The 23,581-nt window shown below is 40.9% G+C and carries 24 protein-coding genes and 1 pseudogene; 18 read left to right on the top strand and 7 right to left on the bottom strand.

The window, feature by feature from the left end; translation table 11 throughout:
• The first annotated feature begins 116 nt into the window (after positions 1–116).
• From AC1DQW_RS18315 to AC1DQW_RS18305, 3 genes are all read left to right on the top strand, one after another.
• Positions 117–1,043 carry an NADP-dependent oxidoreductase gene (locus AC1DQW_RS18315; protein ID WP_477455398.1) on the top strand — a complete coding sequence of 309 codons (927 nt, stop codon included), beginning with the start codon at positions 117–119 and terminating at the stop codon, positions 1,041–1,043.
• A gap of 60 nt (positions 1,044–1,103) precedes the next feature.
• Positions 1,104–2,021, top strand: coding sequence for an NAD(P)H-binding protein (locus AC1DQW_RS18310; RefSeq protein WP_477455397.1), 918 nt, complete (start codon positions 1,104–1,106; stop codon positions 2,019–2,021).
• A gap of 62 nt (positions 2,022–2,083) precedes the next feature.
• Positions 2,084–3,163, top strand: a complete 1,080-nt coding sequence (locus tag AC1DQW_RS18305) for an alkene reductase (protein WP_477455396.1) — start codon at positions 2,084–2,086, stop codon at positions 3,161–3,163.
• A 337-nt stretch (positions 3,164–3,500) separates the two neighbouring features.
• Here the strand turns inward: AC1DQW_RS18305 and AC1DQW_RS18300 are convergent, their stop codons facing one another.
• Positions 3,501–5,357 carry a helix-turn-helix transcriptional regulator gene (locus AC1DQW_RS18300; protein WP_477455395.1) on the bottom strand — a complete coding sequence of 619 codons (1,857 nt, stop codon included), beginning with the start codon at positions 5,355–5,357 and terminating at the stop codon, positions 3,501–3,503.
• A gap of 265 nt (positions 5,358–5,622) precedes the next feature.
• On the opposite strand from AC1DQW_RS18300, the gene AC1DQW_RS18295 reads away from it, so the two are divergent.
• The 10 genes from AC1DQW_RS18295 to AC1DQW_RS18250 all read left to right on the top strand — a co-directional run bounded on the left by AC1DQW_RS18295 (position 5,623) and on the right by AC1DQW_RS18250 (position 12,991).
• Positions 5,623–6,135 carry a tetratricopeptide repeat protein gene (locus AC1DQW_RS18295; RefSeq protein ID WP_477455394.1) on the top strand — a complete coding sequence of 171 codons (513 nt, stop codon included), beginning with the start codon at positions 5,623–5,625 and terminating at the stop codon, positions 6,133–6,135.
• Positions 6,093–7,892: a tetratricopeptide repeat protein gene (locus tag AC1DQW_RS18290; RefSeq protein WP_477455393.1), complete on the top strand. Its 1,800-nt coding sequence runs from the start codon at positions 6,093–6,095 to the stop codon at positions 7,890–7,892. Before AC1DQW_RS18295 ends, AC1DQW_RS18290 begins: the two co-directional genes overlap by 43 nt.
• A gap of 63 nt (positions 7,893–7,955) precedes the next feature.
• Entirely contained in the window at positions 7,956–8,732 is a 777-nt protein-coding gene (locus AC1DQW_RS18285) for an SPFH domain-containing protein (protein WP_477455392.1), read from the top strand.
• Positions 8,733–8,753: 21 nt separating this feature from the next.
• Positions 8,754–8,897 (top strand): SHOCT domain-containing protein, encoded by a 144-nt coding sequence (locus tag AC1DQW_RS18280; protein ID WP_477455391.1) that lies wholly within the window; start codon positions 8,754–8,756, stop codon positions 8,895–8,897.
• Between the two features lie 5 nt (positions 8,898–8,902).
• Positions 8,903–9,151: a hypothetical protein gene (locus tag AC1DQW_RS18275; protein WP_477455390.1), complete on the top strand. Its 249-nt coding sequence runs from the start codon at positions 8,903–8,905 to the stop codon at positions 9,149–9,151.
• Between the two features lie 3 nt (positions 9,152–9,154).
• Positions 9,155–9,988, top strand: coding sequence for a hypothetical protein (locus AC1DQW_RS18270; RefSeq protein WP_477455389.1), 834 nt, complete (start codon positions 9,155–9,157; stop codon positions 9,986–9,988).
• Positions 9,989–9,999: 11 nt separating this feature from the next.
• On the top strand, positions 10,000–10,569 hold the full coding sequence (locus AC1DQW_RS18265; RefSeq protein ID WP_477455388.1) for a DUF6620 family protein: 570 nt from the start codon (positions 10,000–10,002) through the stop codon (positions 10,567–10,569).
• A gap of 328 nt (positions 10,570–10,897) precedes the next feature.
• Positions 10,898–11,221, top strand: a complete 324-nt coding sequence (locus AC1DQW_RS18260) for a magnetosome magnetite crystal formation protein family (RefSeq protein ID WP_477455387.1) — start codon at positions 10,898–10,900, stop codon at positions 11,219–11,221.
• A 47-nt stretch (positions 11,222–11,268) separates the two neighbouring features.
• A complete protein-coding gene (locus tag AC1DQW_RS18255) occupies positions 11,269–12,249 on the top strand; it encodes a hypothetical protein (protein ID WP_477455386.1) in 981 nt (326 codons plus the stop codon).
• Positions 12,250–12,253: 4 nt separating this feature from the next.
• Positions 12,254–12,991 (top strand): hypothetical protein, encoded by a 738-nt coding sequence (locus AC1DQW_RS18250; RefSeq protein WP_477455385.1) that lies wholly within the window; start codon positions 12,254–12,256, stop codon positions 12,989–12,991.
• Between the two features lie 145 nt (positions 12,992–13,136).
• On the opposite strand, the pseudogene AC1DQW_RS18245 reads toward AC1DQW_RS18250, so the two are convergent.
• From AC1DQW_RS18245 to AC1DQW_RS18235, 3 genes and pseudogenes are all read right to left on the bottom strand, one after another.
• Positions 13,137–13,445: pseudogene (locus AC1DQW_RS18245) on the bottom strand (helix-hairpin-helix domain-containing protein).
• A gap of 159 nt (positions 13,446–13,604) precedes the next feature.
• Entirely contained in the window at positions 13,605–13,871 is a 267-nt protein-coding gene (locus tag AC1DQW_RS18240) for a hypothetical protein (protein WP_477455384.1), read from the bottom strand.
• 882 nt (positions 13,872–14,753) lie between these two features.
• Positions 14,754–15,251: a pyridoxamine 5'-phosphate oxidase family protein gene (locus tag AC1DQW_RS18235; protein WP_477455383.1), complete on the bottom strand. Its 498-nt coding sequence runs from the start codon at positions 15,249–15,251 to the stop codon at positions 14,754–14,756.
• Between the two features lie 598 nt (positions 15,252–15,849).
• Between AC1DQW_RS18235 and AC1DQW_RS18230 the strand changes: the two genes are divergently transcribed.
• The 5 genes from AC1DQW_RS18230 (at position 15,850) to AC1DQW_RS18210 (ending at position 21,139) form a co-directional block, all read left to right on the top strand.
• Entirely contained in the window at positions 15,850–18,381 is a 2,532-nt protein-coding gene (locus tag AC1DQW_RS18230; RefSeq protein WP_477419983.1) for a cation-translocating P-type ATPase, read from the top strand.
• 99 nt (positions 18,382–18,480) lie between these two features.
• Entirely contained in the window at positions 18,481–19,512 is a 1,032-nt protein-coding gene (locus AC1DQW_RS18225; RefSeq protein WP_477419984.1) for an Acg family FMN-binding oxidoreductase, read from the top strand.
• An 11-nt stretch (positions 19,513–19,523) separates the two neighbouring features.
• Positions 19,524–19,859, top strand: coding sequence for a hypothetical protein (locus AC1DQW_RS18220; RefSeq protein WP_477419985.1), 336 nt, complete (start codon positions 19,524–19,526; stop codon positions 19,857–19,859).
• Complete coding sequence (locus tag AC1DQW_RS18215) at positions 19,856–20,305, top strand: hypothetical protein (protein ID WP_477455382.1); 450 nt, start codon at positions 19,856–19,858, stop codon at positions 20,303–20,305. Before AC1DQW_RS18220 ends, AC1DQW_RS18215 begins: the two co-directional genes overlap by 4 nt.
• Positions 20,306–20,314: 9 nt before the next feature.
• Positions 20,315–21,139: a DUF6544 family protein gene (locus tag AC1DQW_RS18210; protein ID WP_477419987.1), complete on the top strand. Its 825-nt coding sequence runs from the start codon at positions 20,315–20,317 to the stop codon at positions 21,137–21,139.
• A gap of 177 nt (positions 21,140–21,316) precedes the next feature.
• Here AC1DQW_RS18210 and AC1DQW_RS18205 read toward each other — a convergent pair whose 3' ends face one another.
• The 3 genes from AC1DQW_RS18205 to AC1DQW_RS18195 all read right to left on the bottom strand — a co-directional run.
• Positions 21,317–21,487, bottom strand: a complete 171-nt coding sequence (locus AC1DQW_RS18205; protein ID WP_477419988.1) for a biotin/lipoyl attachment domain-containing protein — start codon at positions 21,485–21,487, stop codon at positions 21,317–21,319.
• A gap of 19 nt (positions 21,488–21,506) precedes the next feature.
• Complete coding sequence (locus AC1DQW_RS18200; protein WP_477419989.1) at positions 21,507–23,171, bottom strand: SulP family inorganic anion transporter; 1,665 nt, start codon at positions 23,169–23,171, stop codon at positions 21,507–21,509.
• A gap of 8 nt (positions 23,172–23,179) precedes the next feature.
• Positions 23,180–23,581, bottom strand: a 402-nt coding sequence (locus tag AC1DQW_RS18195; protein ID WP_477455381.1) for a DUF983 domain-containing protein, incomplete at its 5' end; no start/stop codon positions are given.

Here is a 23,581-nt window from a genome sequence, read left to right as displayed (position 1 = left end):
CCTTTTCCGGTTATTTTGCCCATTTAATAATTTTTAATTTTGTTTCTATAATTAAGTATGACAAAAAAGGAAAAGTTATTCACGCCTTTTGAGAATCCATTTTATAGTTCAAAATAATGAAAGCAATACAATATAAGGCATTTGGTAATTCCAATGTGATAGAGGTGGTAGAGATCCCTCAGCCTGAGATAAACAATGAAAATGAAGTTTTAATTCAAGTTAAAGCAGCCAGCGTAAATCCCTTGGATATCAAATTACGCAGTGGAATTATGCAACACATACGTCCTGTCAGCTTGCCGTTTGTACCAGGTGCAGATGTAGCGGGGATCGTTATCGCCACCGGTGAAAAAGTAACCCAATTTAAAGCAGGTGATCAGGTGATCGCTGTGACTTCAACAAGTGGGTATGCCGAGTATGCGCTGGCAAATGAGAGCCATGTTGCCTTAAAACCCACCAATACATCATTCGAAGAAGCAACCTCATTGGTTGTTAATATAGGCACTGCCCAATCGGTATTGTTCAGTGAGGGGAATTTAGCGAAAGGTCAAAAAGTTTTAATCCAGGGGGCGGCCGGTGCAACAGGAGCCACCATGGTACAAATGGCAAAAAACGCAGGGGCCTATGTCATAGCTACGGCATCCGGACAAGGCATAGCGTTAGTAAAGAGCCTTGGCGCAGATGAGGCAATAGATTATAAATCACAAGACGTTACAGTACTGGTTAAGGATGTTGACCTGGTGGCGGATTGCGCCGGCGGCGAATCTCAGCATAAACTTTTTGAAGTATTAAGGCCCGGAGGCAAGTTGTTCAGTATAGCAACCTCGCCGTCCACAAAATTGGCTGAAAAGTACAAAGTTGACGCACGATTTATTCGTTCTAATATCTCAGCAAATAGTTTGACCGCAGGCTTAGCTCTGGTAAATGAAGGCAAGCTCCGTCCCATCGTTGCAAAAACTTTCAGATTAGAGCAAGCTGCGCAAGCCCAGGATTATGTGTCGGCTGGCGGGGTCAACGGTAAAGTTGTTCTTGTAGTAGCCCAATAGTATAATTAATCAGCTAAATGATGATAATGCCTGTAACCAGGCTTAATGAACAATTTAAAAATGAAAAATAAGAAAGTTATTGTCGCCGGTGCAACCGGAATGCTGGGGAGTCAGATCGTGAAAGAGCTCCTTGAGCAGGGAGCAGAAGTTACTGCTATGGTCAGAGCCAGCAGCAATAGAAGTGAACTCACTAAAATGGGTGTCAAGAATTTTGTCGTGGGTGACATGATGGACGCAGCCTCTTTAAGGCAAGCACTTTCACCTGCGCATGGGTTTGATGTCATTGTAGCCAGTGCCGCCGGTTATACCCGCCGGAAAAAAGGCGATAATTCCACAACTGATACGATCGGTTACCAAAACCTGGTGGACGCTGCGAAAGAAGCCAGAATTCCGCGATTTGTACTGATCTCCATCCTTGAATCGGATAAAGCCAGATCGGTACCTCACTTTTATAATAAATACCTGATCGAAAAATACCTGAAAGAAAAAGGGCAGCCCTATATTGCCCTCAGGCCGGGAGCGTTTCTTGATCAGACACCGGATTTTATTATCGGTAAGATAACCAAAGGTATACTGCCAACCTTCCTGACCGGGACTTACGGGATCATTTATACCCCCCAACTTGCCAGGTATGCCGCTATGGCAGCGGTTGCTTTACCGGATTCAGAATTAAACACTTCCATAGATATCGGCTGGGACAGACCGGTTAACGAGAAGATACTGGCAGCTGCGTTTGCAAGTGTTCTTAAAAAGAACATAGAAGTCAAGCCGGTTATGCCTCCATTCGTGGTGAAATACGTCCTGCCGGTCATAGGCCGTTTCAATGACAACATCAAAGATATGTATGAAATGATCAGGTGGATAGATACTGGTGTATATATAAGCAAAAACCCGCAAAGACAAAAAGAACTTTTCGGAGAGCTGCCAACTGTTGAAGAAAGCGTGGCACAATACTGCCGTGACAAGGGGCTGATCTAAAGAAAGAAATCTTCCGGATTAAACAGTACGATTTACAATAACAACAAAATAATAAAGAGACCATGAAATTATTAGAAAAAGTAACATTAGCAAAAGAAACATTGCAGAACGCCATCGCGATGGCACCCATGACCCGCAGCCGAGCCAATAGCGAAGGTGTCGTATCAGACCTGACCGTATTATACTATACACAACGTGCCACTGCGGGCCTCCTCCTTACGGAGGCCATCAATATCTCGGAACAGGCGCTGGGTAGCCCCCTGACACCCGGCCTGTACAGCCAGGAGCAAATTGATGCCTGGAAGAAAGTAACAACATCCGTTCATGATAACGGAGGGGTGATCTATGCCCAGCTTTGGCATACCGGACGTGTCGGTCATTCAGTGGATAGAAAAGGGAAACTTCCTGTAGCACCGTCGGCGATCGGGATAAAAGGGCAGCAGCATTTCACTTCTCAGGGAATGAAAGATTATGAAACGCCTCAGGAACTGACTACTGCAGAGATCAAGCAGATCGTAAAAGATTACGGTCTGGCCGCTAGGAATGCTATCGATGCCGGTTTTGATGGTGTTGAATTACACGCAGCATTTGGATATTTACCTAACCAATTTTTATCGGAAAGCGCAAACCTCCGGACTGATGAGTATGGTGGCAGCATTGAGAACAGGAACCGCTTCGTGTTGGAAGTTATGCGGGAGCTGGTTGATGCGTCGGGAAGTGATAAAGTTGGCATTAAGCTATCGCCAACTGTCTATTATAACAATATAGAAAACAGCGATCCTGTTGCTCAATTCAAACCTTTGATCGAAGCATTGAATGAATTGCCATTGGCCTATATTCATTTGATGAATGGCATGTTCCCTTTGGATAATTACCCGCACTATCCTGAGAATGCTGTGGAAACTTTTGGCAGCATAAGCAACCATCTGGTAATTGCCAATGCAGGTTTCAATAAAGATAGCGGGGAAGCAGAACTGGAAAAGGGGATCGCTAAAATAATCTCTTACGGCTCATTATTTCTGGCCAACCCCGATTTGCCTAAACGGTTTGAATTGAATGCTGAGCTGAATGTACCGGACGGAGCTACAATGTATGGTGGGGGAGAAAAGGGATATACCGATTATTCATTCTTAAAAAATTGATCCTGAAGCTACCTTTCACGAAGTGGCAGTTTCGAATACATTTGGATAAAATCAACGGGATACTATTAGAATTTCGGACCCACGTCTTACATGGCGTGAGTCCTTTAGTATTTAAACTGATTAATAAAGTCGGGAGTGAGATACCCCGCTTTTATCGGTTTAAGTATTTTGTTATCGAAGTATATTAGGCCATAAATTAAACCATAGCAAAACTCTAAGCTCCCGTTGTATATGATATTCCTGATCAAACGCAAAATATGCCAGGACATCGCTTCCTGTTTAATTTGCAAAGCTACCGAAGCTTAAATGCTCTTCTTATGCTTAATCGACTTTTTAATTACCCAATTTTTTGTAGAAAGATATTGAGATTCTCTTCTTTTTCCAGTCCTAATTTTTGTTTTATTCTGTAACGGCTCATTCTTACGCTTTTAGCCTCAATATGCATGAGTTGGGAAATTTGCCGTGTATCCATTTTAAGATAGAGGTATGCGCAAAGTTTTAAATCAAGCAGGGTTAGTTTTCTTTTAGCCTTATCATTAAGAAGATGAAAAAAATCGGGATGCACGCGTTGTATCTGCAATGTTGCATGTTCAAAGTCATTATCCAACATCATTTCTTCCTTTAGTATACGCTGCATATTTACAGGATCACCTTCGGTGAGCTTGTTCTTTATATGATGCAGCATCCGGTTCTTATGCTCCAGTTGAAGCGTGTTGGCCATAACTTCTAATTTTAACTGCTGCTGTTGTGTTTCCAGTAACTGTTGTTCTGCCATTAGTCTGGCCTGTTCTTCTTTTTCTAATTTTACCTGCAATTCTGACTCCTGGTTTTCCAGTTGCAATTGTTTTTCCCGTTGCAGGGAATAACGTAATTTAAAATGGTAGGAGCGGAACATAAATAACAAACCTACAAGAGAGGCGAGTGCGATATAGCCATAAAGATAATTTTGTAACCTGCGATTCTTTTCCTGTTCTTTCAATACCTGCATTTCACTGTTTTTTTTCTCAGTTTCATACTGTATTTCCAGTTTTTGCGTATTTAGGGCTTGTTGCTGGTTGAAGTTTTTCCTTGTGTATTCCGTTAACTCTTTCTGAAAGCCAAGCGCCTGCTGATGATCGCCTTTTTTTTCATAAAAATCTGATAAGGCTTGTACTACATTGATCATGGTATAATAATAAGGAGGCTGTTCAGTTTTCATTACATTATAAGCTTCCTGCAAATAATTTTCCTGTTGGGCGCTGTTACCACTACGCCGGGCATATTCGCTTAGTATGCCTAAGCTGCTGGCTACAATTTCCTGATTGTTACCTGCACTTTTTGATACAGACCGGGCAATTCCAGCATATCGGATACCCAGTTCCTTTGCGTTTTTATCCGTTTCAGGAAAATATTTTAAATAGGCATTTGCAATATTAATGCAGGCTATGGCATATGTATTATCAGCCACCTGACCAGGATATTGCCTGTAAAGCATTTCTGATCGATTCAGGTAAAATAAGGTGCTGTCAAGTTCAGATTTGCTTTTTAATTTATTGTAGTTGTATTCATGAGCAACCGATAACGCGGTGTAACAATTACTGAGCAGATTATAATCTTTGGCTTGCAGGGCATTTTCGGTGGCTTTCCGGGCGTAAAAATTCACTTTGGCTTCGTTGTTCCAGTCGGAATTTACCACATAAAGCCGATAGTATATCTTGGAGGTTATAAACGGATCGGCTTTTTTTTCAAGTTCCTTTAAACCCAGCTGGCAGTACTTAACCACATTTTCCGCATCGCCCAGCGTTTTATACAGCCATACCCGCGAATAGTAGGCATAGGCCATAGCTATAGGGTCATTGGCTTTGTGTGCCATAGTTAAAGCGGTATCACATGTTTGTTTTAAGTTAGCAAACTGTTGTGTGGTGGCTTTTATATTGGCCAGTAACGTATATGCTTTGGCGGCCTCAGTAAAGTTTTTGTGTTTTAAGGCCAAAGAGATGCATTGTTTGGCATTCGTTATGGCAATAACATAATTTTTATTGATCCTGTTTGTTTCGGCCAGTTGGTTAAGCAAGGCAGGCTTTTCTTTTTCATTTAATACTACGTTATTAATAACAGTCCGCAAACTATCTGATAGTGTAGTTTGCGCGAAGGCACCCCAGGAAAGCCCAATAATACAGGCAACTGTAAATAATTTGTACCGCAAAAACGTCATGCAGCCAAATTACTATAAATGGCCGAGAATTAGTACAAAGGTGCTTGAGTTTGTAGATGGGGTTTATTTATAATAATCATGTAATGAGGCAGTTGTGTAATGCTGTAGATGTATTGTAGACACATTTGTGTATGTGGGTAGACGCTTTGTAGAACGTTGAAATTAGGTATTCTGTGACAGTTATATGAATTTTGTTGCGGTAATATTGCCAAACGAAAAATGTAAGTTGACCTATTTCACACCTAATATCTATTAAAAATATTATATGCAACAAAGCGTGGTAGACATTGAACATCTGCAATTAATTTATAACACAGGCAATTACACCGAGTGCCTTGAAGCTGTGAATCTTTTCCTGCTTTTTAATTCTCAGAATTTAGAGGGCCTATTGCTAAAAGCTAAGTGCGAATATCAATTATCTTATAATAACGAAAACTCAGATGATCAGGTAGCTATTGCCATTAATAGTTTTGAAGAAGTGCTGAAATTAGCACCTGCTCATGAAGAAGCCATGCTGTATATGGCTTACATCAACATTTTCATAACTGGGCTAAATTTGCCGGAAGCTATAACCTACTGTGATCAGTTAGCGACATCAATTCATCTTGATACCAGGATTAAGGCTATCACTTATCGGCAGGAAGCCTATTATCAAACAGGCGATATAGATCACGCATTGAAAGATCTGAATCTGTTAATAAAATTAAACCATGCACACACCACTGAGAACCGCAGTTGGCAGACCAAGAGCAAGGACTGTTGTATGCGAAAAAAGTAAACCTCTACCTGGAGTATAAAAATGACCCTGCCAAGGCTCTGGAAGTTTATAGAGAAGGGTTGGCCTATAGACATAAAGATGTTCATATTTATTGCCAGATCGCTAATCTTGCCTTGAACAGTCATGACTATGAATTAGGTGGCGAAGTGGCTCAGATAGGTCTGTTTATGAGCGACGCGGATTCTGATGAAGAGTTAATTAAGTTGTATCACAAGCTGGAGGAACTAACCCGGCAAGGTATTATCAATAAGTCGATAATATATGGAATGTTTATCGCCCTCAAGATATTTAAAGAACGCATAAAGAGCGACACTGTAGAAATGTTGAACTTTGCGCAACATTATATAAAAATTTATCCGGATTGGCTTATTCCTTATCATTATGCCGGCGCCGCGTTGTATGATGTAAAAAGCTACAGCGAGGCGCTTCCATACTTACAAAAGAGTGTAGAACTGGGTGGACTTGCCCTTGGCTTACAACGCTTAATTGAAACTTCGTACCGGGTAAACGGAGAACTGCCTAAAATAGAAAAATGGCCCGAAGACTCACCTGTGATGTACTACAATGCTGGGGTGAACTTTTTTTACGAATCAGAAAGTAATATCAGTAATGCGGCCAACGCCCGTGAACTGCTGCAGATCAGAGCAAATTTTTACAAAATTTCTTATAATGGTTTTTATGATTATTTCTATAATAATAAGGGGGATAGTACAGCCAATGAACCACATATCTTCGCCATGTGCTGTAATAATTATGGCATTGCACTAAGCGAATTGGGAGAATATGAAAGCGCGGTTGAAGTACATAAACGAGGTTATTCTTTATCTCCTTTTTGGGAGCAATTGTATAGTTTAAGCACCGCGTTACTCGAATTACAAAGATATGAAGAAGCCATTGAGGTACTGGAGCAGGCAACTGCTTATAGCAGCGATTATTTAGGTTTTGAAGATTATATTGATTTAAAAGGGAAGCAATTGTTGGCAACTTATAATCTTGGTCATAAAGATGAGGCCAGGGAGCTTTTAACCGGGATAGAAGATGAATATAACGGCTTTATTAAGACTTACGGGAGTGAACTGAATGAGCAGGAATTGTTTGTGTTAAGCGAGAGATATATTGTTGTTCAAAATATACGTCAGGATCTGTTAAATGAGGAGAGTTTGGAAGATGCCACGCAGGCCTGGAAGGAGCAACTGGATAAAAATCCCGACGATAACTCGTCATGGTATATGTTGATGCAAAATTATTACCAACTGAAAGACTATAATCAGTGTATTGCCTGTGCCAATAATTATCAATCAGTAAAAGGTGATGCGATCACGATAGACTCTGTTCAAAAATTGTATTTCATGCGGGGCATGTCATACCTGAACCTGGGAAATTATACCAGTGCAAAAGAAAATTTAACTATTCTGCTTGGTGCCTGTGAGCCCGGAAATGAAAGTGAGGAAAGTAAAATCTGTGATGCCAATATGAGTTTGGCGCAGTGCACCTATGCCTTAAATCAGTGGGACGAATGTATGGACTTTTCTCTGGCCACCATAGCCTGTTATGATCGGAACGGATGGAAGTGGGACGACACAAGGTTAAAGGCAACACTGCAATACGCCGATGCATGCAAAGCGGCTGGTGAGATTGATGCAGCGATTGGAACTGTGAACAATATTTTGAAAACCGTGCCCGAAAACGAAGAAGCACTGAGAAGAAAACGCGAATGGAAGTCAAGTGGCCTGTTTTCTTTCTTTAAAAGAGGATAAAAAAGTAAACCAATGATTCTTTAATTGGTTATCATTTATCACAAATATTTAACCTTCTTAAACATGGCATTACCTTTTATTGAGATCATTGAATCTGTAACTCCCGATCCTAATTTGTTGATGTGGAAATTTGCGGATGCAGATAAAGAAATTAAGAACGGCGCCGCATTAACTGTGCGGGAAAGCCAATCTGTGCTTCTGCTAAACGAAGGCCGGCTTGCAGATACATTCATTGCCGGAAAATACATCTTAAAGACGGAAAATATACCCGTACTAACACGCCTTAAAGGTTGGAAATACGGTTTTGAAAGCCCTTTCAAAGCTGATGTTTATTTTTTTAATACGCATCAGTTTGTTAATCTTAAGTGGGGTACCCCAACACCTGTTCTGATGAGAGATCCTGCCTTTGGGCAGGTACGCATACGAGCTTTCGGCACTTACAATATTCGTATCTCTGATATAGGGCGGTTCTTCAGGGAATATGCAGGCACCTATCCGAGGTTGAATATTGTTGAGCTGGAATTGCAGCTGCGCGATTTTATTGCCCCCAAATTTGCTGAAGTACTGGCACAGGCAAACATAGCTGTAGTGGATGCAGTAGGAAATATTTCTGAACTAAATAAAAAAATACAGCCACTTATCCAGCAATATTTTACCGACCTGGGCCTGGAAGTAACCCAATTTACCATTACCAGTGTTACCTTGCCCGAGGAAGTACTTAAACATTATGATAATGTTACCGGCATGAATATGGTAACTGACATGAACAAATTCTCTCAATTTAGAGTAGCCAACGCCATGGATAAAGAAAACTCTGCCATGGGTGATGCAGCCCGGTAGGCAGTAGCCATGGGGATGATCATGAACCAGGCAAACACCATACCACCTGCCCCAACAGAGGATATACCGGCAAGACTCAAAAAATTAAAGGACCTTTTTGAAACACAGTTGATCACCGAAGCTGAGTACGCCGCTAAAAAAGAAGAACTCATAAAATTACTGTAAGAACCATGGGCGAAAACGAAGAAAAAAGAACCCTAACTTATCTGGAGCGGCTGAAACAAAAGGTCATAAGCCAGGAGAATTACGGTGGCAAAATAAAAGAGGAAGAAGCAAAAATCGAGGTACGTGACTGTCCTGAATGTGGTGCAGGTCGGGCTTTCAGTCAGGGTCTTACTGCCTGTGCTTATTGTGGTTTTAAGTTTATAAATACCAGGCTTACTGATGGTGTTCATATTAAGAAGGAAAATAATTCATAGGTAATGTTTGGTTTATTTGATAAAAAATATCATAACCCCGAACTGCTTGAAGCGATCAGGCAAACACAGGGTAGGTGGTTTAGTTTTCTGGATAAACTGGAAGCCCGTATGCATGAAATGTGTATGGCTGCAGTGCCCGAAATCCAGGAGGTTTTTAACCAGGATACTGATCCTTATAAACGTGCACATAGTCATATGCTGATGGGGTTGCGCGGGCAAATTAACCAGATGCAGAATAAAGCCAATAAAGCAAAGGAGGAAAACATCTTCTACTTTATTGATTGTGCAACTGCTCAACTTTCTGATTTTATTTTCACAGCAGGTCGCGAGTATCACGACAAACTCCATGCTTTCAGAATGGATTGTATAAACCGGCACAATATCTTTGAGGAAAAAACAGCCTATTATACCTCTTTCCTAAACAACGCCGCGGGTGAGCAGGACCTGGAAACCGCCTACCAGGAACAGCTGGCTGCGTTTGAAAGTATCCGGGATAAATTTGTATGCAGGCAGTGTGGCGGCAACATGGCTATTCCCCAAATATTCTTCATCGCTACCTATATTACTTGTCCGTTTTGTCAAACGCAGAACACATTTATGCCCTCAACCGGAGCGCAAACAGTACTGCACCAGGCGCGGAGCCTGGCGGAGCAGCGTACAGTACATTTGCTTAAGATTTATGAGGAAAGTCGGCCTAAAAACTCACAGCTGTACCAGCAATATTTACGTTCCATGTTTGATGAGTGGAATAAGATAGTACCTGATATGACGGAGGAAAATGAAAAATTTTACCAACGTATGCTGCAAGATCATTCAAATTCAATTAATCATTATTAAATAATAACCATATGTCTGAGAATCAATTATTAGCACCTATTCACGGTATTACTTTAGAAGATTACAGTGCGGCGTGCGCAAAATTAGTAAGCGGTTTAAGTGAAGCCGATATAGCAAAAGCTTTAGGAGTAGAATTACCTGTATGGCAGGAAGCCAATCTGCTTTGGCCCGAACGTATGAAACAAGACCCCACTTTCCATATTGTAACACTTTTTGGCCAGTATTTCGGTGCTGCTGATCAACACCCTAAGTTTGGTAACCTAAAAACAGCTGCTTCGGCCGGGGGATCAGATAATATTGAAAAGATTAAAACTGATAAAGCCTTTTATCAGGAACTGGAAGTTGCCAGACAGGTAGCTTATGAATACGGACTTGACGGCGCACAATGGATCTTAAATAAATATAGTATTTCTTTAGGAGATTTTCAGATCGCCGCTTCCTTATGGAATGATCAGATACATCAAGACATCCAGGCCAATTATGAAGGATATAATCAAAGTCAGAACACTTACAGAGCAAAATATCAACAATTGTTTGCCGATAGTCAAGGCGGCAATGTGGCTGACGATATTGAATTTTAAGCCCACTCAAGTTTTATTGAGCCTGTTTGCTTCGAGCGGTTGAGCAAGCAGGCTTTTCTTTTTCATTTAATGCTACGTTATCAATAATCGATTGCCGGCTATCTGATCTGTAATTTGAGCCGGAGTTTGTAGTAAGTAAAAATGCCTGGATTTGCAGGTTGATAAATTCATAATTGACAAATAATTAGTATTTTATAAAAATTGTAGATGTGTTGTAGACGCTTGACTGTAGATAAGTAGACGCTTTGTAGAATGCTGAAATTAGTTATCCGTTCTTGATCTAAGCAATTTTGTTGTGGCAATTTCGCAAGACGAAAATCTAATTATCATGAATAACAAAACACTATCCATTGTATCGTACATCACCCTTATCGGTTGGCTCATCGCTTATTTTTCAGGAAAAGATAAAGCCGATGCTTTGCTCCGGTATCATTTAAAACAATCATTAGGTCTGGCTATAATAAGCATGGTTCTGAATATCATTTTGAATTTTATCGTATCGATGGTGCCTTCGCTTGCTTTTCTGGGTATGGTCGGCCTGGTAATCATTGTATTCTGGATACTGGGTATGATCAATGCAGCCAACAAAGCATTAAAACCTGTTCCCGTTTTTGGTAAAGCATTCGAAAATAGTTTTGCTTTTATTGGCTAACCATATAATAGCATAAAATCAGCTTTTTTAACTAAAACCATTAGATTATGAAATATGGCTTTACTATATTCTGGATGCTTTACGCTTTGTTTTTTGCAATTCCGTTTCCTATGCTTTTGTATTACGGAATTAAAAGCGAAAATCCACTTAACATCGAGGCATCAGATCCCTGGCTTTCGTTGGGTATTGTAATATTATCCGTGATATTTTGGATCATTGTCCTGGCAGGCTATTATCGCAAATGGGTTGTAAGCATTTTCTTAAGTAAACGCAATATTGAACGTTTGAAAAAAAACGGCGTGTACCGTGAAGCGCAGATTTTGGAATCCATCAATTTATCTACACCCAATGTTGGTTATAACACCTATGAGCTTATCCTGGTGTTTAAAAATCTGGTTGATAGCGAGATCACCCAAAAAACCGATGTAAATGACGTGAGGCCATATGAACGTCGTTTTGAAAAGGGTAAAAAGGTAGGCCTGCTAATTGACAAAGAGGTAAAACACATCCCTTATTTTATTTTCGAAAGTACCGAAGCCAGTATAAATAAAGGCATAATGGTACTGATAAACCTGAGCTGGTTATTTCTCTTCACATTGATTATTGGGTTTTACATCTATTCTTATCAATCAGAAAGTGAAGGCATGGGCTGGCGTTTTATGAGCTTTGGACATCCACTGCTCATTTGCCCGGCTGTATTATTGTTTTATAATTTTCTGGCCAGTTTTATTGATGGTAAACTAAGCGGTGTACCGGGTAATGCGCCTTTAATTAAGTTTAAAGGTATCAGAACAATTGCTAAACTGCTTGCTGCCAATCTCACTGGTACCTACATTAATGAACAGCCGATGGTAAACTTTGAGCTGGAGTTTATTGATCATCAAAATTACACCCACAGAGCAAGTATCAAAAAAATTGTAGGTCTGCTTGAACTGGATAGTACGAGGGAGAAAACCGTCGATATTTTCTATTTGAAAGAAGACCCCCGAAACATAGCTTTTGCGAGCGATTTAAACAAAATAAGTTAAACTTATGAAAGCGTTAAACTCCTTTAAAATCATTCTGGCAGTTTTCGGTTTAACAATTTCGGGCTGCAAACAGCTTACTAAAAGTGTTAAAGATACTTTTAAACCGAAATCAAACCCACCGGAGGTAAACAAACCTGTTCAGGTACAGCAGGTGGTTGATAGTTCAACCAACCAGGCCATAATTCAAATGCAACAGCAAGTGACAACTGCGTTGTCAAAAATCAATATTACTACCGAGCATGTGATTAAGTCGTCTGAACATCCAAAAAACAAGAATTTTTTAGTAAACACTACAGCGTTAGAAAAAGCCGAGACTGCTTTAAGAAATCTCCGGCAATACAAGGGTAAAGAGATCTTTATTTACCAGTCGGTACATTTTTATGATGATGGCAGCATTAATATTATGCTCCGTCATCCCGAAAATCTTGATTATGTAGATAACTATGTATATCAGGATGGAACCTGGTCAAAACCCAAACCTCAACAGTTGTCTGCAAATGCAGATATAGAAAACAGGTTAGTTTCGCTAAACGATGTAAACTTTTCCAGCATAGCCAACATTGCCCGGCTATACAACGAAAAAGCCGCGCAGATTGAAGGAGCCAAACCAACCACCAGTGTTTATATGATAATTTGGGATAAATTGATACGCTGGTATCCGGGCACAATCAATGGAGACCGTGAGCGCTACTCCATACAATTCAACACTGATGGAACGTTAAAAGATTTTAGGCGGGATTAAGACGTAAATACCATCTCACAGAGAATAATTTAAGCCTAAAAATGACTGTTTTTGTCAAATTATGAAAGTATAACGCACTTTGTAACAATAGTACAATCATATATGGAGTAATCTACATTCGTTGATAGCTATTCATTTCAGGGTTTTATTCGCTTTTATGCCATGGTTTCTTTGGTCGGTTGGCGGGGAACCCATGTTGTTCCCGAAAAGCTTTGCGTTCAGCGGTGAAATGCCACCATGGTTTGCTGTCGTCACCGTTTTCGATATAATGCACAAGCATTCGGTATGAATCGTCCACACAAGGGTCGGCGCATGTGCCGCAATGTTATTCAAAAGCATCAAAAAGCTCCACTGCTGATTTTCCTTTGAGTTGTTCCAGTGTATAGTAACCCTGGCTGATGAGCTCTTCTGCAAAATTGATACCGAGTGAGGGTGTACTTTGAAATTCCGCCAGGGGGTTAAACTCCCTGGCCCTTTGTGGTAAGGCTTCAAGCAGCGCTTATATTTCGTCGGATGTATAATCCTGCAACTGCTTCTGGCTTATTTTTTGGTTTTTAAGCCTTTGCTTTTCTGCCATGGTCAACCGGTAATTAATTGTTTTTTCATAATCTTTCTACATAATTGAATTGATAATAAAATCTGCAAACTGTTCTTGTTCACCAATAGATAACAGGTCACCATCATAGATCCAGAAACCCTGCAGGTCGAATAAAATGCACCCGAGGTCAACAGATCTTTCTTCAAAGGCTGTATATAAATAATAGCATTGAACTGCTGTTCTTTGCAGGCCTGGTACTATCCTTATGACCTCATCGGGACCATTTTTACGTTTTATAAAGGCTTTATTAGCCTCTCGGGTCAGATAGCTATGCGTAGACATTTTAAAATGTGAAGTTTTTTTCAAAGATAATAAATTGCTAATGTTTTTAGTATTTTATATTATGTTAGCGTTTATCAAGGGTGCGCTACTGGAAATAATTGATAAAAAAATTAAAGTTGCAACAAACATAATTCAGAAACAAACCCTGATTAGGGGGGCAAAGATAATCTGCTATGGGGTGATGGCATGTTTAGACTACTAATTTGATATACAATTGGCTTAAGTAAGAATCTTGAAAAGTATCCCTTTTTGTATCCCTAAATTGAATTGCGCATAAAAAAAGCCCCCTGATTTAACAGAGAGCTTATTTTGATAAAATTCTTGCGGAGAGCTAGGGTTCAGAACCATCGCTCTAATATATTAATTATCAGTAATTTACATTTTAAAAGGTTCCTTACTCTACGAATGACGCAAAAAGCAAGTTTACTCTAATTGTTAAGCCAAATGTACAGCATTTTTTATAAATTAAATTGCTTTTTAAGCATTAAATAAATAATGATTATTTTACATATTAGGTTGAAATTGATCTATATATGGGTTTAAAGAAAAAAGTGGTTGTAAAAATACAGCCGGAATTATCGCTTTAAGCTTATAAAAACGTAAGATTTAATTGGCCTTTGAGCTGTCTGTAAAAATTGCCCTGGGGAATATAGTACCAAAGTTGGAATCAGATAAACAGTTTTTCCTGATAATCTTTCTTGCCTTGTATCGCTAAATGCAGAGGCTTAGTTGTTTTTTAAGCGGATCGGCATCGCCATGTGCGGATGTAGGAAAACTGGTGATCTGATTGTTAAAACCTCTTACCCAATCAGCACCGTTTCCTGATGTGTATAGATCTTTTAATAGCGGAATCCGGTTAACCACTATAACTATAAAAGGCGATTATACTAACTTATCATTGCTCTTGGAGTAGCCGGCTGAGTATTCCCGTTTCTCGAACCTTCCTGTTTTTTTCGTAAGATTGATCTTATAAACAATCAGTTCTTTTGTACTTCCTATTTCACTGGCCAGATCGACGATACCATGCGAAGGGTGTACATCTTCTGTTTTAGCGAGATAAGGTTCAATGCTACGTATTAACTTTTGCATGGCCTGCTCGCTTCCTGAAATGTCGGTTATCTCCTCAAATGTGCCCCAGCAAACAACGCTTTGCCATATAAAAAGACTTTCAATTTTATCGCCTTCAAAACATACTTCCGGATTTTTTCGCATGTTGTCAATTTTCAGGCCTTTTGCGGAATGGGCATATATATAAGGGTTTTCATAGACAAAATTCACAGGGACGATATAGGTTACTCCATCTGCATGACAGCCAATACGCCCGATCAATTGCGTCTTCAGCAATTCTTCAATCATTTCCTTATTTAATTCTCCTAACATAAGATATCAATTTAAGTATGTTGTCTCAACGAACTAAATCATCGGTTGGGACTCGGCTGGGTAAACCATTAACGGTACGTTCACCCTCCTGGACATCTGCTGTGTATGGCTGCCTTTGAAAATACGGTGCCAAACGCTATGGTTTCTATGTATCATTACCATCATATCTACCTGGCCATGGGCCGTTAACCAATCATGCCCATCATTAATGCTGGTATTCAGAACGTGCCGGTAGTAAATCTGGGGATAATCACGGGTCTTTTTGTGACGGTATGATTAATAGAAGAAAAATGGAACATTTTTCATATTTAAACAGTGATTAAGATCATTTTTTAAATTGATAATCAGCATCTTAAATAAACAAAACAGCAGCAATTTTGTAGTAATCTGTTAGGGGTTAATACCAGAAAATATGAAAGCATTAGTTTATCACGGGCCAGGTCAAAAATCCTGGGAAGAAAAACCCAAGCCTGTTTGACTGATCTACAACTGCGGCTGCTTAGAATAACCAGCATATTCCATTGATGGTTATTCCGTCCGAAATGAAATAATCATCCACGGTCTATAAAGGCTGTAATGATACTAATCGATAAAACAGATGGCGGTAAATAACTTTGATGTACTGGGATTAAGTAACAATGAAGTAATTACGGCCAGGTCAAAATATGGAGCAAATAGCCTATCGTTTAAAAAGGAAAAAGGTTTTGCTGACGCCCTGAGAGGACTTGCAAAAGAACCGATGGTTATCTTACTGCTGGTTACCTCATGTATTTACTTTATTAGCGGGAACCCCGGCGACGGCATTTTTCTGGCTTCAGCAATTGTACTGGTGGCAGGCATTTCTTTATACCAGGACTCCCGAAGCCGCAACGCGCTCGAAAAGCTAAAGGGTTTTTCGCAACCCAAATGCAAAGTGATCAGGAACGGAGACGTTTTAGAAATAAAAAGCAAAGATCTTGTAGTTGGCGACAGCCTGATGGTAGAAGAAGGGACTTCGATAACAGCAGATGCTATTATTGTACATTCCAACGATTTTTCGGTCAACGAAAGCATACTGACTGGCGAATCCTTGGCCGTTTATAAAGATAGCTCTTCAGCGGACAATTTAATTTTTCATGGCACAACGGTAGCAAGCGGCTTGGCCATCGCAACCATAACCGCTATAGGCAATCAAACCCGGATTGGTAAAATTGGCAAAAGCCTGGAATCTATTACAGAAGAAAAAACACCGCTGGAAGTACAGATCAACAATTTCGTAAAGAAAATGGTGATCGCTGGGGTTATCGTGTTCCTGATCGTGTGGGCCATTAACTATCGCCATTCGGCTAATATTCTGGATAGCCTCATTAAAGCACTTACCCTGGCCATGAGCATTTTGCCCGAAGAGATTCCGGTTGCATTTACGACGTTCATGGCCTTGGGTGCCTGGCGGATGATGAAAATGGGTATCGTCGTTAAACAAATGAAAACGGTTGAAACTCTGGGCAGCGCATCGGTGATATGCACCGATAAAACCGGCACCCTAACCGAGAATAAGATGAGCCTGGCGAAAGTGTACACACTATCGGAGAATTGTATTGCAGATGCTACGGGAAAGATCTCAACTGGACCTGTTCAGCGGCTGATAACGCTGGCTATGTGGGCGAGCGAACCGATTCCTTTCGATCCCATGGAAATTGCCCTGCACGATGCCTATTCAAAAACGGGCTTTGCGGATGAGCGCCCTGATTATCAAATGATCCATGAATACCCCCTGGGTGGCAAACCGCCCATGATGACCCATCTGTTTGAAAATGGAACCGGCAAACGCAATATCGCGGCTAAAGGTGCACCGGAAGCACTGATCAGCATCAGCAATTTAAACAGCAGTGAGAAAAAGCAGGTAGCCGGAGCAATTGAGGTACTTGCAGCCGAAGGTTACCGTGTGTTAGCTGTAGGCGAAGCAAATTTCACGGGAAGTAATTTCCCACCGACACAGCAGGAATTTCATTTTGCATTTAAAGGGTTGATCGCCTTTTATGACCCGCCCAAGAAAAATATTAACACAGTGCTTCAAGGCTTCTACAAGGCCGGGATCGCGGTTAAAATTATCACTGGCGACAATGCGGAAACCACCAGCGCTATTGCCAGGCAAATTGATTTCCGTGGGGACGATCAATGCATTAGCGGAGATGCGCTGATGCAATTGTCCGATAAAGAACTCCGGGGTAAGGTGGAAACAGTAAACATTTTTACCCGGATGTTCCCTGATGCAAAGCTGAAGATCATCAATGCCCTAAAAGCCAATAACGAAATAGTGGCCATGACCGGAGATGGGGTAAACGACGGCCCTGCTTTAAAGGCCGCACACATCGGTATTGCCATGGGAAAAAAAGGCACCGAAATTGCAAAGCAAGCCGCTTCACTGATCTTATTGGAAGATGATTTATCTAAAATGGTTGATGCCGTGGCAATGGGCCGGCGCATATACGCCAACCTTAAAAAGGCGATACAATACATTATTTCCATCCACATCCCCATCGTATTGACCGTATTTATCCCGCTGGCTTTGGGTTGGATCTACCCTAACATCTTTTCCCCGGTACATATCATTTTCCTGGAATTAATCATGGGGCCAACTTGTTCTATCATTTATGAGAATGAGCCGATGGAAAAAAATACGATGTTACAAAAACCACGTCCCATCAGTACAACTTTTTTTAACTGGAAAGAATTAATGACCAGTATTATTCAAGGCCTGGTGATCACTATCGGAACGCTGGCCACTTACCAATACGCTGTAAGCAAAGGGGCAGATGAACAGCTTACCCGTACCATGGTATTTACCTGCCTGATTGCGGCTAATATCTTGCTCACGTTGGTCAACCGTTCGTTTTACTATTCGCTGTTTACCACAATCAGGTATAAAAATAACCTGGTGTTGCTGATCATCGGGATTACTATACTTATTTCATCTTCACTGATCTACCTTAAGCCATTGACAGACTTCTTTGGTTTCGAACAGCTAAACTTGTCTGAGCTTCTAATAAGTGCAGGTATTGGCTTTTTGTCTGTGATATGGTTCGAACTTTTTAAATGGCGAAAAGGAATGGCCGCCAGCAGGACTTTTACAAATCATACCTCATCATGAACAGAAGAAAATTCTTAAGCGTAACGGGGGGGGGCGATCGTTATCGCGGGTGCAACCTATTATACCTTCAGCGATAAAAGCAACTTAGTTAGGGCTAATTTGAAGCAGGATACTCCGCTTAAAACCCCATTGACTGTAGATGAAAGGAAGATTTTATATTTAGCTTCCCTGGCCCCAAGCGGCCATAATACACAACCCTGGTTTATCAACCATATTGAACCTTTGCATTGGATCATCTGCAACGATAAGAGTAAATGGTTGCCGGCTGTTGATCCGGCGCAACGGGAAACGATACTATCAATGGGTGCATTTATTCAAAATTTAGAGTATGCCGCCAACAACCTGGGCTATGTGTGTCAGTTTAGTTTAATTGCCAAAACTAATCAGGATGAAAAAGTAATGGAAGTAAAACTGATCAGGTCAGGAAACCCATTTAAGTACAGCACCGAAAGCATCAAACAACGCCGCACTGTAAGATCAAATATACTGGCCGCGGGATTAAAACCGGAAGATACCAGACTACTGGTTGACAATGAACCCGATTTTATTCACTTTATTCCCCGGACGGCTAAAGCATATCATTATCTCAATGAACAAACCATCGAAGCCAATAAGGTTCAGTCCTACCGCAATGCGGCGCAAAAAGAACTGGCTGACTGGATCAGGTTTTCCAGTAAGGATGCTGGAACATACCGGGACGGACTTACCCCCGGCAGTATGGAAATTGAGGGCATTTCCGGCTGGATAGTCCGAAACTTTTATGGAAAACCCAATGTGATGGGTAGAAGCTTCAGAGATCAGAATATTGACCAGGTAGAGAAACAGGTAGCGTCCTCCGCAGGCTGGTTTTTAATTACAAGTAAGGATGTCTCTGTAACCAGCCTCATTGAAACCGGGAGGCGGATGCAACGATTGTTCCTAAAAGTAAGAGATAAAAATATAGCCATACACCCGATGACCCAAATACTGGAAGAACCGGCTATTCATCAAAGCCTTAACGCATCAATCGGCATGAGTGACCCGGTACAGTTTATATTACGAACGGGCTATGTGAAGAATTATCCTGAACCGGTTTCATTAAGGCGGCCGGTAGGCTGGCTGATACGCGCTAAAGAAACGACAGTTCTTTAAAAATCAATAAGATGTTCTCAAAACTAACCAACATAAAAATCACCCACAGTGTTATTTGGGTTTTCTTCAATTTTGTCATCTTTTACATGCTCTATGCAGCAATCGAAAACAAGCTTGACTGGAAGCTTTGGGCCGGTTATGGAATTATACTAATGGAAGGTATCACCTTATTAATTTTCAATAAAATGTGCCCCTTAACCATTATGGCCCACAAATATTCACAATCCACAAAATACAACTTCGATATCTACCTCCCGGAGTGGTTAGCCCGGTACAATAAGCAGGTTTATACCATCATTGTGATAATAATCATAATTCTTACCGTTTACCAGCTTTCCAAAAAATGAAAACAACAAAAGGGCGAAATTATTTAATTTTCTTGTTGGGCTTTCTCGGTTTAGGAGCCCTTGGCGGAGGTGGATTGTTAATTATTTCACCAGGTGGCAATTTAATAGGTATGCCATTATCCATACTGGAAAAGTCACCTTTTCATAGTTTCATAATACCGGGGATCATTTTATTTATACTACTTGGGATAGCGCCTTGTCTATTAACATTCGCCTTAATCAGAAAACCGGCATCCGCATTCGCCGAAAAACTGAACTGCTATCATGATATGCACTGGTCCTGGACTTATAGTATTTATATGGCATTTATTCTAATTGCGTGGATACAACTCGAAATGATTTTTCTGCAAGCGGTAAGTTGGCTGCATACTTTTTATATGTTTTTGTCGGTTGCAATCATTTTTGTTGCATTGTTGCCGCAGGCTAGGAATTTATATAAAAAATAAAACTCAAAAATGAAAAAGCTTATGATCATTACGCTCATAGTATCCGGCATTTTGCTAATAACCCTGGTTATTGGGAGGATAAATTTATCAATCAAATTTTACCATCAGGTAAAAGAATTGTTTTCGCAGTCAAAGAATATAGAGGGCAAAACATTTAATTACAGTCAATTAGTTGGCTTACCCGAACCGGTACAGCGCTATTTCAAACTTGTTTTAAAAGAAGGGCAGCCATATATTAGTTATGCAAGAATTACACACGATGGGCAATTTAAAACCGGATTAGATAAAGATTGGATAAACATAAATGGGGAACAATACGCTACTACCGAAAAGCCAGGCTTTATTTGGAAAGGTTCTACAACAATGTTTACAGCCCGTGATATGTATATTAAGGATAAAGGGCGACTTGTTGTTTCGCTGGTCTCCATTTATACTATTGCAGATGGCGCTGGCAAAACATTTGACCAGGGCGAATTACTTCGCTGGCTTGGTGAAAGTGTTTTGTATCCAACAAATTTATTACCAGGCGATAAACTTCAATGGTTTGCAATTGATAGGCGGACAGCTAAACTTACCTTCAACTACCTTGGATTATCGCTCTTTTATATCGTTTCGTTTAATGATGCGGGCGAAATAATCCAACTTGAATCGAAACGTTATATGGACAAGAAAAATTTAGAAACATGGGTTATTAAACTGGCTAACTATAAAGTATTGAATCAAATAATTGTCCCCACAACTTTTGAAGTATTGTGGAGGTTAAAAAAAGGCGATTTTAGTTACGCCAAATTCTTTATAAAAAAGATAGAGTATAATGTGCCTAAAGCTTTTTGAACGCGATTTATGTTCTGTATTTAACTGTAGCGATTCTGGTAAATCCATCAAAGTCAAAGGTTCTGACACTGAGGTGAATTTAGCAGTAAGCCTGGCTGAAAATTTTTATAAGGTACATCAGGATTTCAAGTGTGGCGATTTCTGGCGGCGGGTCGGGCTTAGGTATTGCCTCGCTGCTTAACGGGCAAACCGATATAGGTAACTCTTCCCGTCCCTTGGGATGGCAACCACAACAATGTTCGCTAATTCCTTTTGTGCAAAATTCGTTATGCCCATCAAGGCATACTGTGCTTCAAAACTGATCCATTGGTGGCCCGTCGTATAGTATAATTGTTCAGGATAATTCATGGTTGCGCTATTTATTTATTTAAAAAACGATAGCGTCCGATAAAACTTCGTTCGCCCGTTTTAAAGCCTTTTCAAAAGTGTCTCTGATATTACTTTTCCCTATTTGAAATAACAAACGTGCCATTTTTAACTCATCCATTACCTGTTCACTATTCACTTCGGAAAGGATGAGTTTAGTTCCCTGCTTTTTTATTTCTTTATGAACGTCTCTCAATACCCTGATACCAGTTGCATCAATTACAGGGACATTTCCCATCCGGATGATCAATACTTTTGCGGGTTTCTCTAAAACTTTCATGGCATCCTTAAATTTATAAGCTGCACCAAAAAATAAAGGGCCGTTGATCTCAAAGACATCAACCCCTGCAGGTATTACTTCCATGTTAAGTTCCTGGTCAGGTAATGGATTTGCGGAAAAAATAGCTTGCTGTACAGAACTTGTTTGCATCATTTTACGCATAAACAAGAAGGCTGCCAGGATCATTCCGATTTCAATAGCTACGGTGAGATCCACCAGTACGGTCAGTCCAAAGGTGGTCAGTAAAACGGCTGCGTCACTTTTTGAGCCTTTAAATACATCTATAAAATTTTCCAACTCACTCATGTTCCAGGCGACCACGATCAATATACCTGCGAGTGTTGCCATCGGGATCAGCGCTGCCCATTTGCCTACAAAAAGCATGACCAGGAGCAGGGTGATGGCATGGATAATTCCAGCAATAGGTGTCCGTCCGCCGTTTTTAACATTGGTGGCTGTTCTTGCAATCGCACCGGTTGCCGGGATACCTCCAAAAATGGAAGAGCAGATATTAGCAAATCCCTGAGCGATCAGTTCCGTGTTAGACCGGTGGTTTCCGCCGATCATACCATCTGCGACAACCGCGGACAATAAAGACTCAATACTGCCCAGCAATGCAATGGTAAAGGCTGGCCTGATCAATTGCTGGACGGTAGCCAGGCTGACACCCGGAATTACCGGGCTTGGTAAAGAAGAAGGGATAGCCCCAAAACGGCTGCCAATGGTTTCTACCGGGAGATGAAAGAGCCAAACAGCCCATGTACTTATAACAATAGCGATCAATGAGCCCGGGATCTTATGGGTTATTTTGGGCCACAACAAAACTAACAGCAAGGTAAAAATCCCGATGAACAGGGCATATAGATTTACAGAAGACAGGTGCCGGCCATAATCCAGCCACTTGCTGATAAAATCCGCAGGAACGCTTCCCATTTTCAAACCTAAAAAGTCTTTGACCTCGGAGGAGAAAATGATGACAGCGATCCCGGTGGTAAAACCGATGATCAGGGGATAGGGAATATATTTGATGGTATTACCCAATTTAAATACGCCCATAATGATCAGTAGTATCCCGGCTATAAAAGTGGCGATAACTAAACCGCCGACACCGAACTGCTGGACGATTCCATAAACGATGACGATAAAGGCACCGGTAGGTCCACCGATCTGTACCCGGCTACCCCCCAAAGCGGATATGACGAGCCCGGCAATAATAGCGGTAAAAATTCCTTTTTCAGGGGATACACCGGAGGCTATTGCAAAGGCTATTGCTAAAGGTAGGGCAACGATACCTACAATTACACCGGCAACGGCATCTTTATAAAATTGTACCAGGGTGTAATTTTTTAGGGTATCGATCAGCTTTGGTCTGAACAAATTTATCATGCTGCTCGTTATTGAAACCATTTATATTTATTCCCGTCAACTGGCGTATCTGTGTCCAGTTCGGGGTGATAATGTACCTTTGGTGACAACCAGTAAAGCAATATCACACGGGAGTACCGGAAATTCAGCGGTGAAAGGACGAATAAGCCACCCAGGATCGTGGCAATATATAGCCAGGGTGAATCGTTATTTCGGGTGATCAGGAAAGTGGCAACCCATAAAAATCCTCCCACTGCCACATTCATAGCGTAGCCCACATACATCGCCGCATAGAAATAGCCCGGTTCAATCTCAAAAAACATCTGACAATGCGGGCAATTTAGGTTGATCCTGTTGGAGCCCAGGCTGTATGTAGCCTCCTCAAACATATTTCCTCTGCGGCAGCGCGGGCATTTGGCGTGCAGCATAGC

This window comes from Mucilaginibacter sp. P5_A4 (assembly GCF_056400605.1).
This window is presented reverse-complemented; position numbering and strand designations above follow the sequence as displayed.

Coding starts and splice junctions, on each gene's coding strand:
- AC1DQW_RS18235 (WP_477455383.1), bottom strand. CDS start 15,251: ATGTTAGGAGAATTAAATAAGGAAATGATTGAAGAATTGCTGAAGACG.
- AC1DQW_RS18270 (WP_477455389.1), top strand. CDS start 9,155: ATGTTTGGTTTATTTGATAAAAAATATCATAACCCCGAACTGCTTGAA.
- AC1DQW_RS18305 (WP_477455396.1), top strand. CDS start 2,084: ATGAAATTATTAGAAAAAGTAACATTAGCAAAAGAAACATTGCAGAAC.
- AC1DQW_RS18230 (WP_477419983.1), top strand. CDS start 15,850: ATGGCGGTAAATAACTTTGATGTACTGGGATTAAGTAACAATGAAGTA.
- AC1DQW_RS18210 (WP_477419987.1), top strand. CDS start 20,315: ATGAAAAAGCTTATGATCATTACGCTCATAGTATCCGGCATTTTGCTA.
- AC1DQW_RS18220 (WP_477419985.1), top strand. CDS start 19,524: ATGTTCTCAAAACTAACCAACATAAAAATCACCCACAGTGTTATTTGG.
- AC1DQW_RS18310 (WP_477455397.1), top strand. CDS start 1,104: ATGAAAAATAAGAAAGTTATTGTCGCCGGTGCAACCGGAATGCTGGGG.
- AC1DQW_RS18205 (WP_477419988.1), bottom strand. CDS start 21,487: ATGAATTATCCTGAACAATTATACTATACGACGGGCCACCAATGGATC.
- AC1DQW_RS18260 (WP_477455387.1), top strand. CDS start 10,898: ATGAATAACAAAACACTATCCATTGTATCGTACATCACCCTTATCGGT.
- AC1DQW_RS18265 (WP_477455388.1), top strand. CDS start 10,000: ATGTCTGAGAATCAATTATTAGCACCTATTCACGGTATTACTTTAGAA.
- AC1DQW_RS18280 (WP_477455391.1), top strand. CDS start 8,754: ATGAACCAGGCAAACACCATACCACCTGCCCCAACAGAGGATATACCG.
- AC1DQW_RS18285 (WP_477455392.1), top strand. CDS start 7,956: ATGGCATTACCTTTTATTGAGATCATTGAATCTGTAACTCCCGATCCT.
- AC1DQW_RS18200 (WP_477419989.1), bottom strand. CDS start 23,171: ATGATAAATTTGTTCAGACCAAAGCTGATCGATACCCTAAAAAATTAC.
- AC1DQW_RS18255 (WP_477455386.1), top strand. CDS start 11,269: ATGAAATATGGCTTTACTATATTCTGGATGCTTTACGCTTTGTTTTTT.
- AC1DQW_RS18240 (WP_477455384.1), bottom strand. CDS start 13,871: ATGTCTACGCATAGCTATCTGACCCGAGAGGCTAATAAAGCCTTTATA.
- AC1DQW_RS18295 (WP_477455394.1), top strand. CDS start 5,623: ATGCAACAAAGCGTGGTAGACATTGAACATCTGCAATTAATTTATAAC.
- AC1DQW_RS18300 (WP_477455395.1), bottom strand. CDS start 5,357: ATGACGTTTTTGCGGTACAAATTATTTACAGTTGCCTGTATTATTGGG.
- AC1DQW_RS18215 (WP_477455382.1), top strand. CDS start 19,856: ATGAAAACAACAAAAGGGCGAAATTATTTAATTTTCTTGTTGGGCTTT.
- AC1DQW_RS18275 (WP_477455390.1), top strand. CDS start 8,903: ATGGGCGAAAACGAAGAAAAAAGAACCCTAACTTATCTGGAGCGGCTG.
- AC1DQW_RS18315 (WP_477455398.1), top strand. CDS start 117: ATGAAAGCAATACAATATAAGGCATTTGGTAATTCCAATGTGATAGAG.
- AC1DQW_RS18250 (WP_477455385.1), top strand. CDS start 12,254: ATGAAAGCGTTAAACTCCTTTAAAATCATTCTGGCAGTTTTCGGTTTA.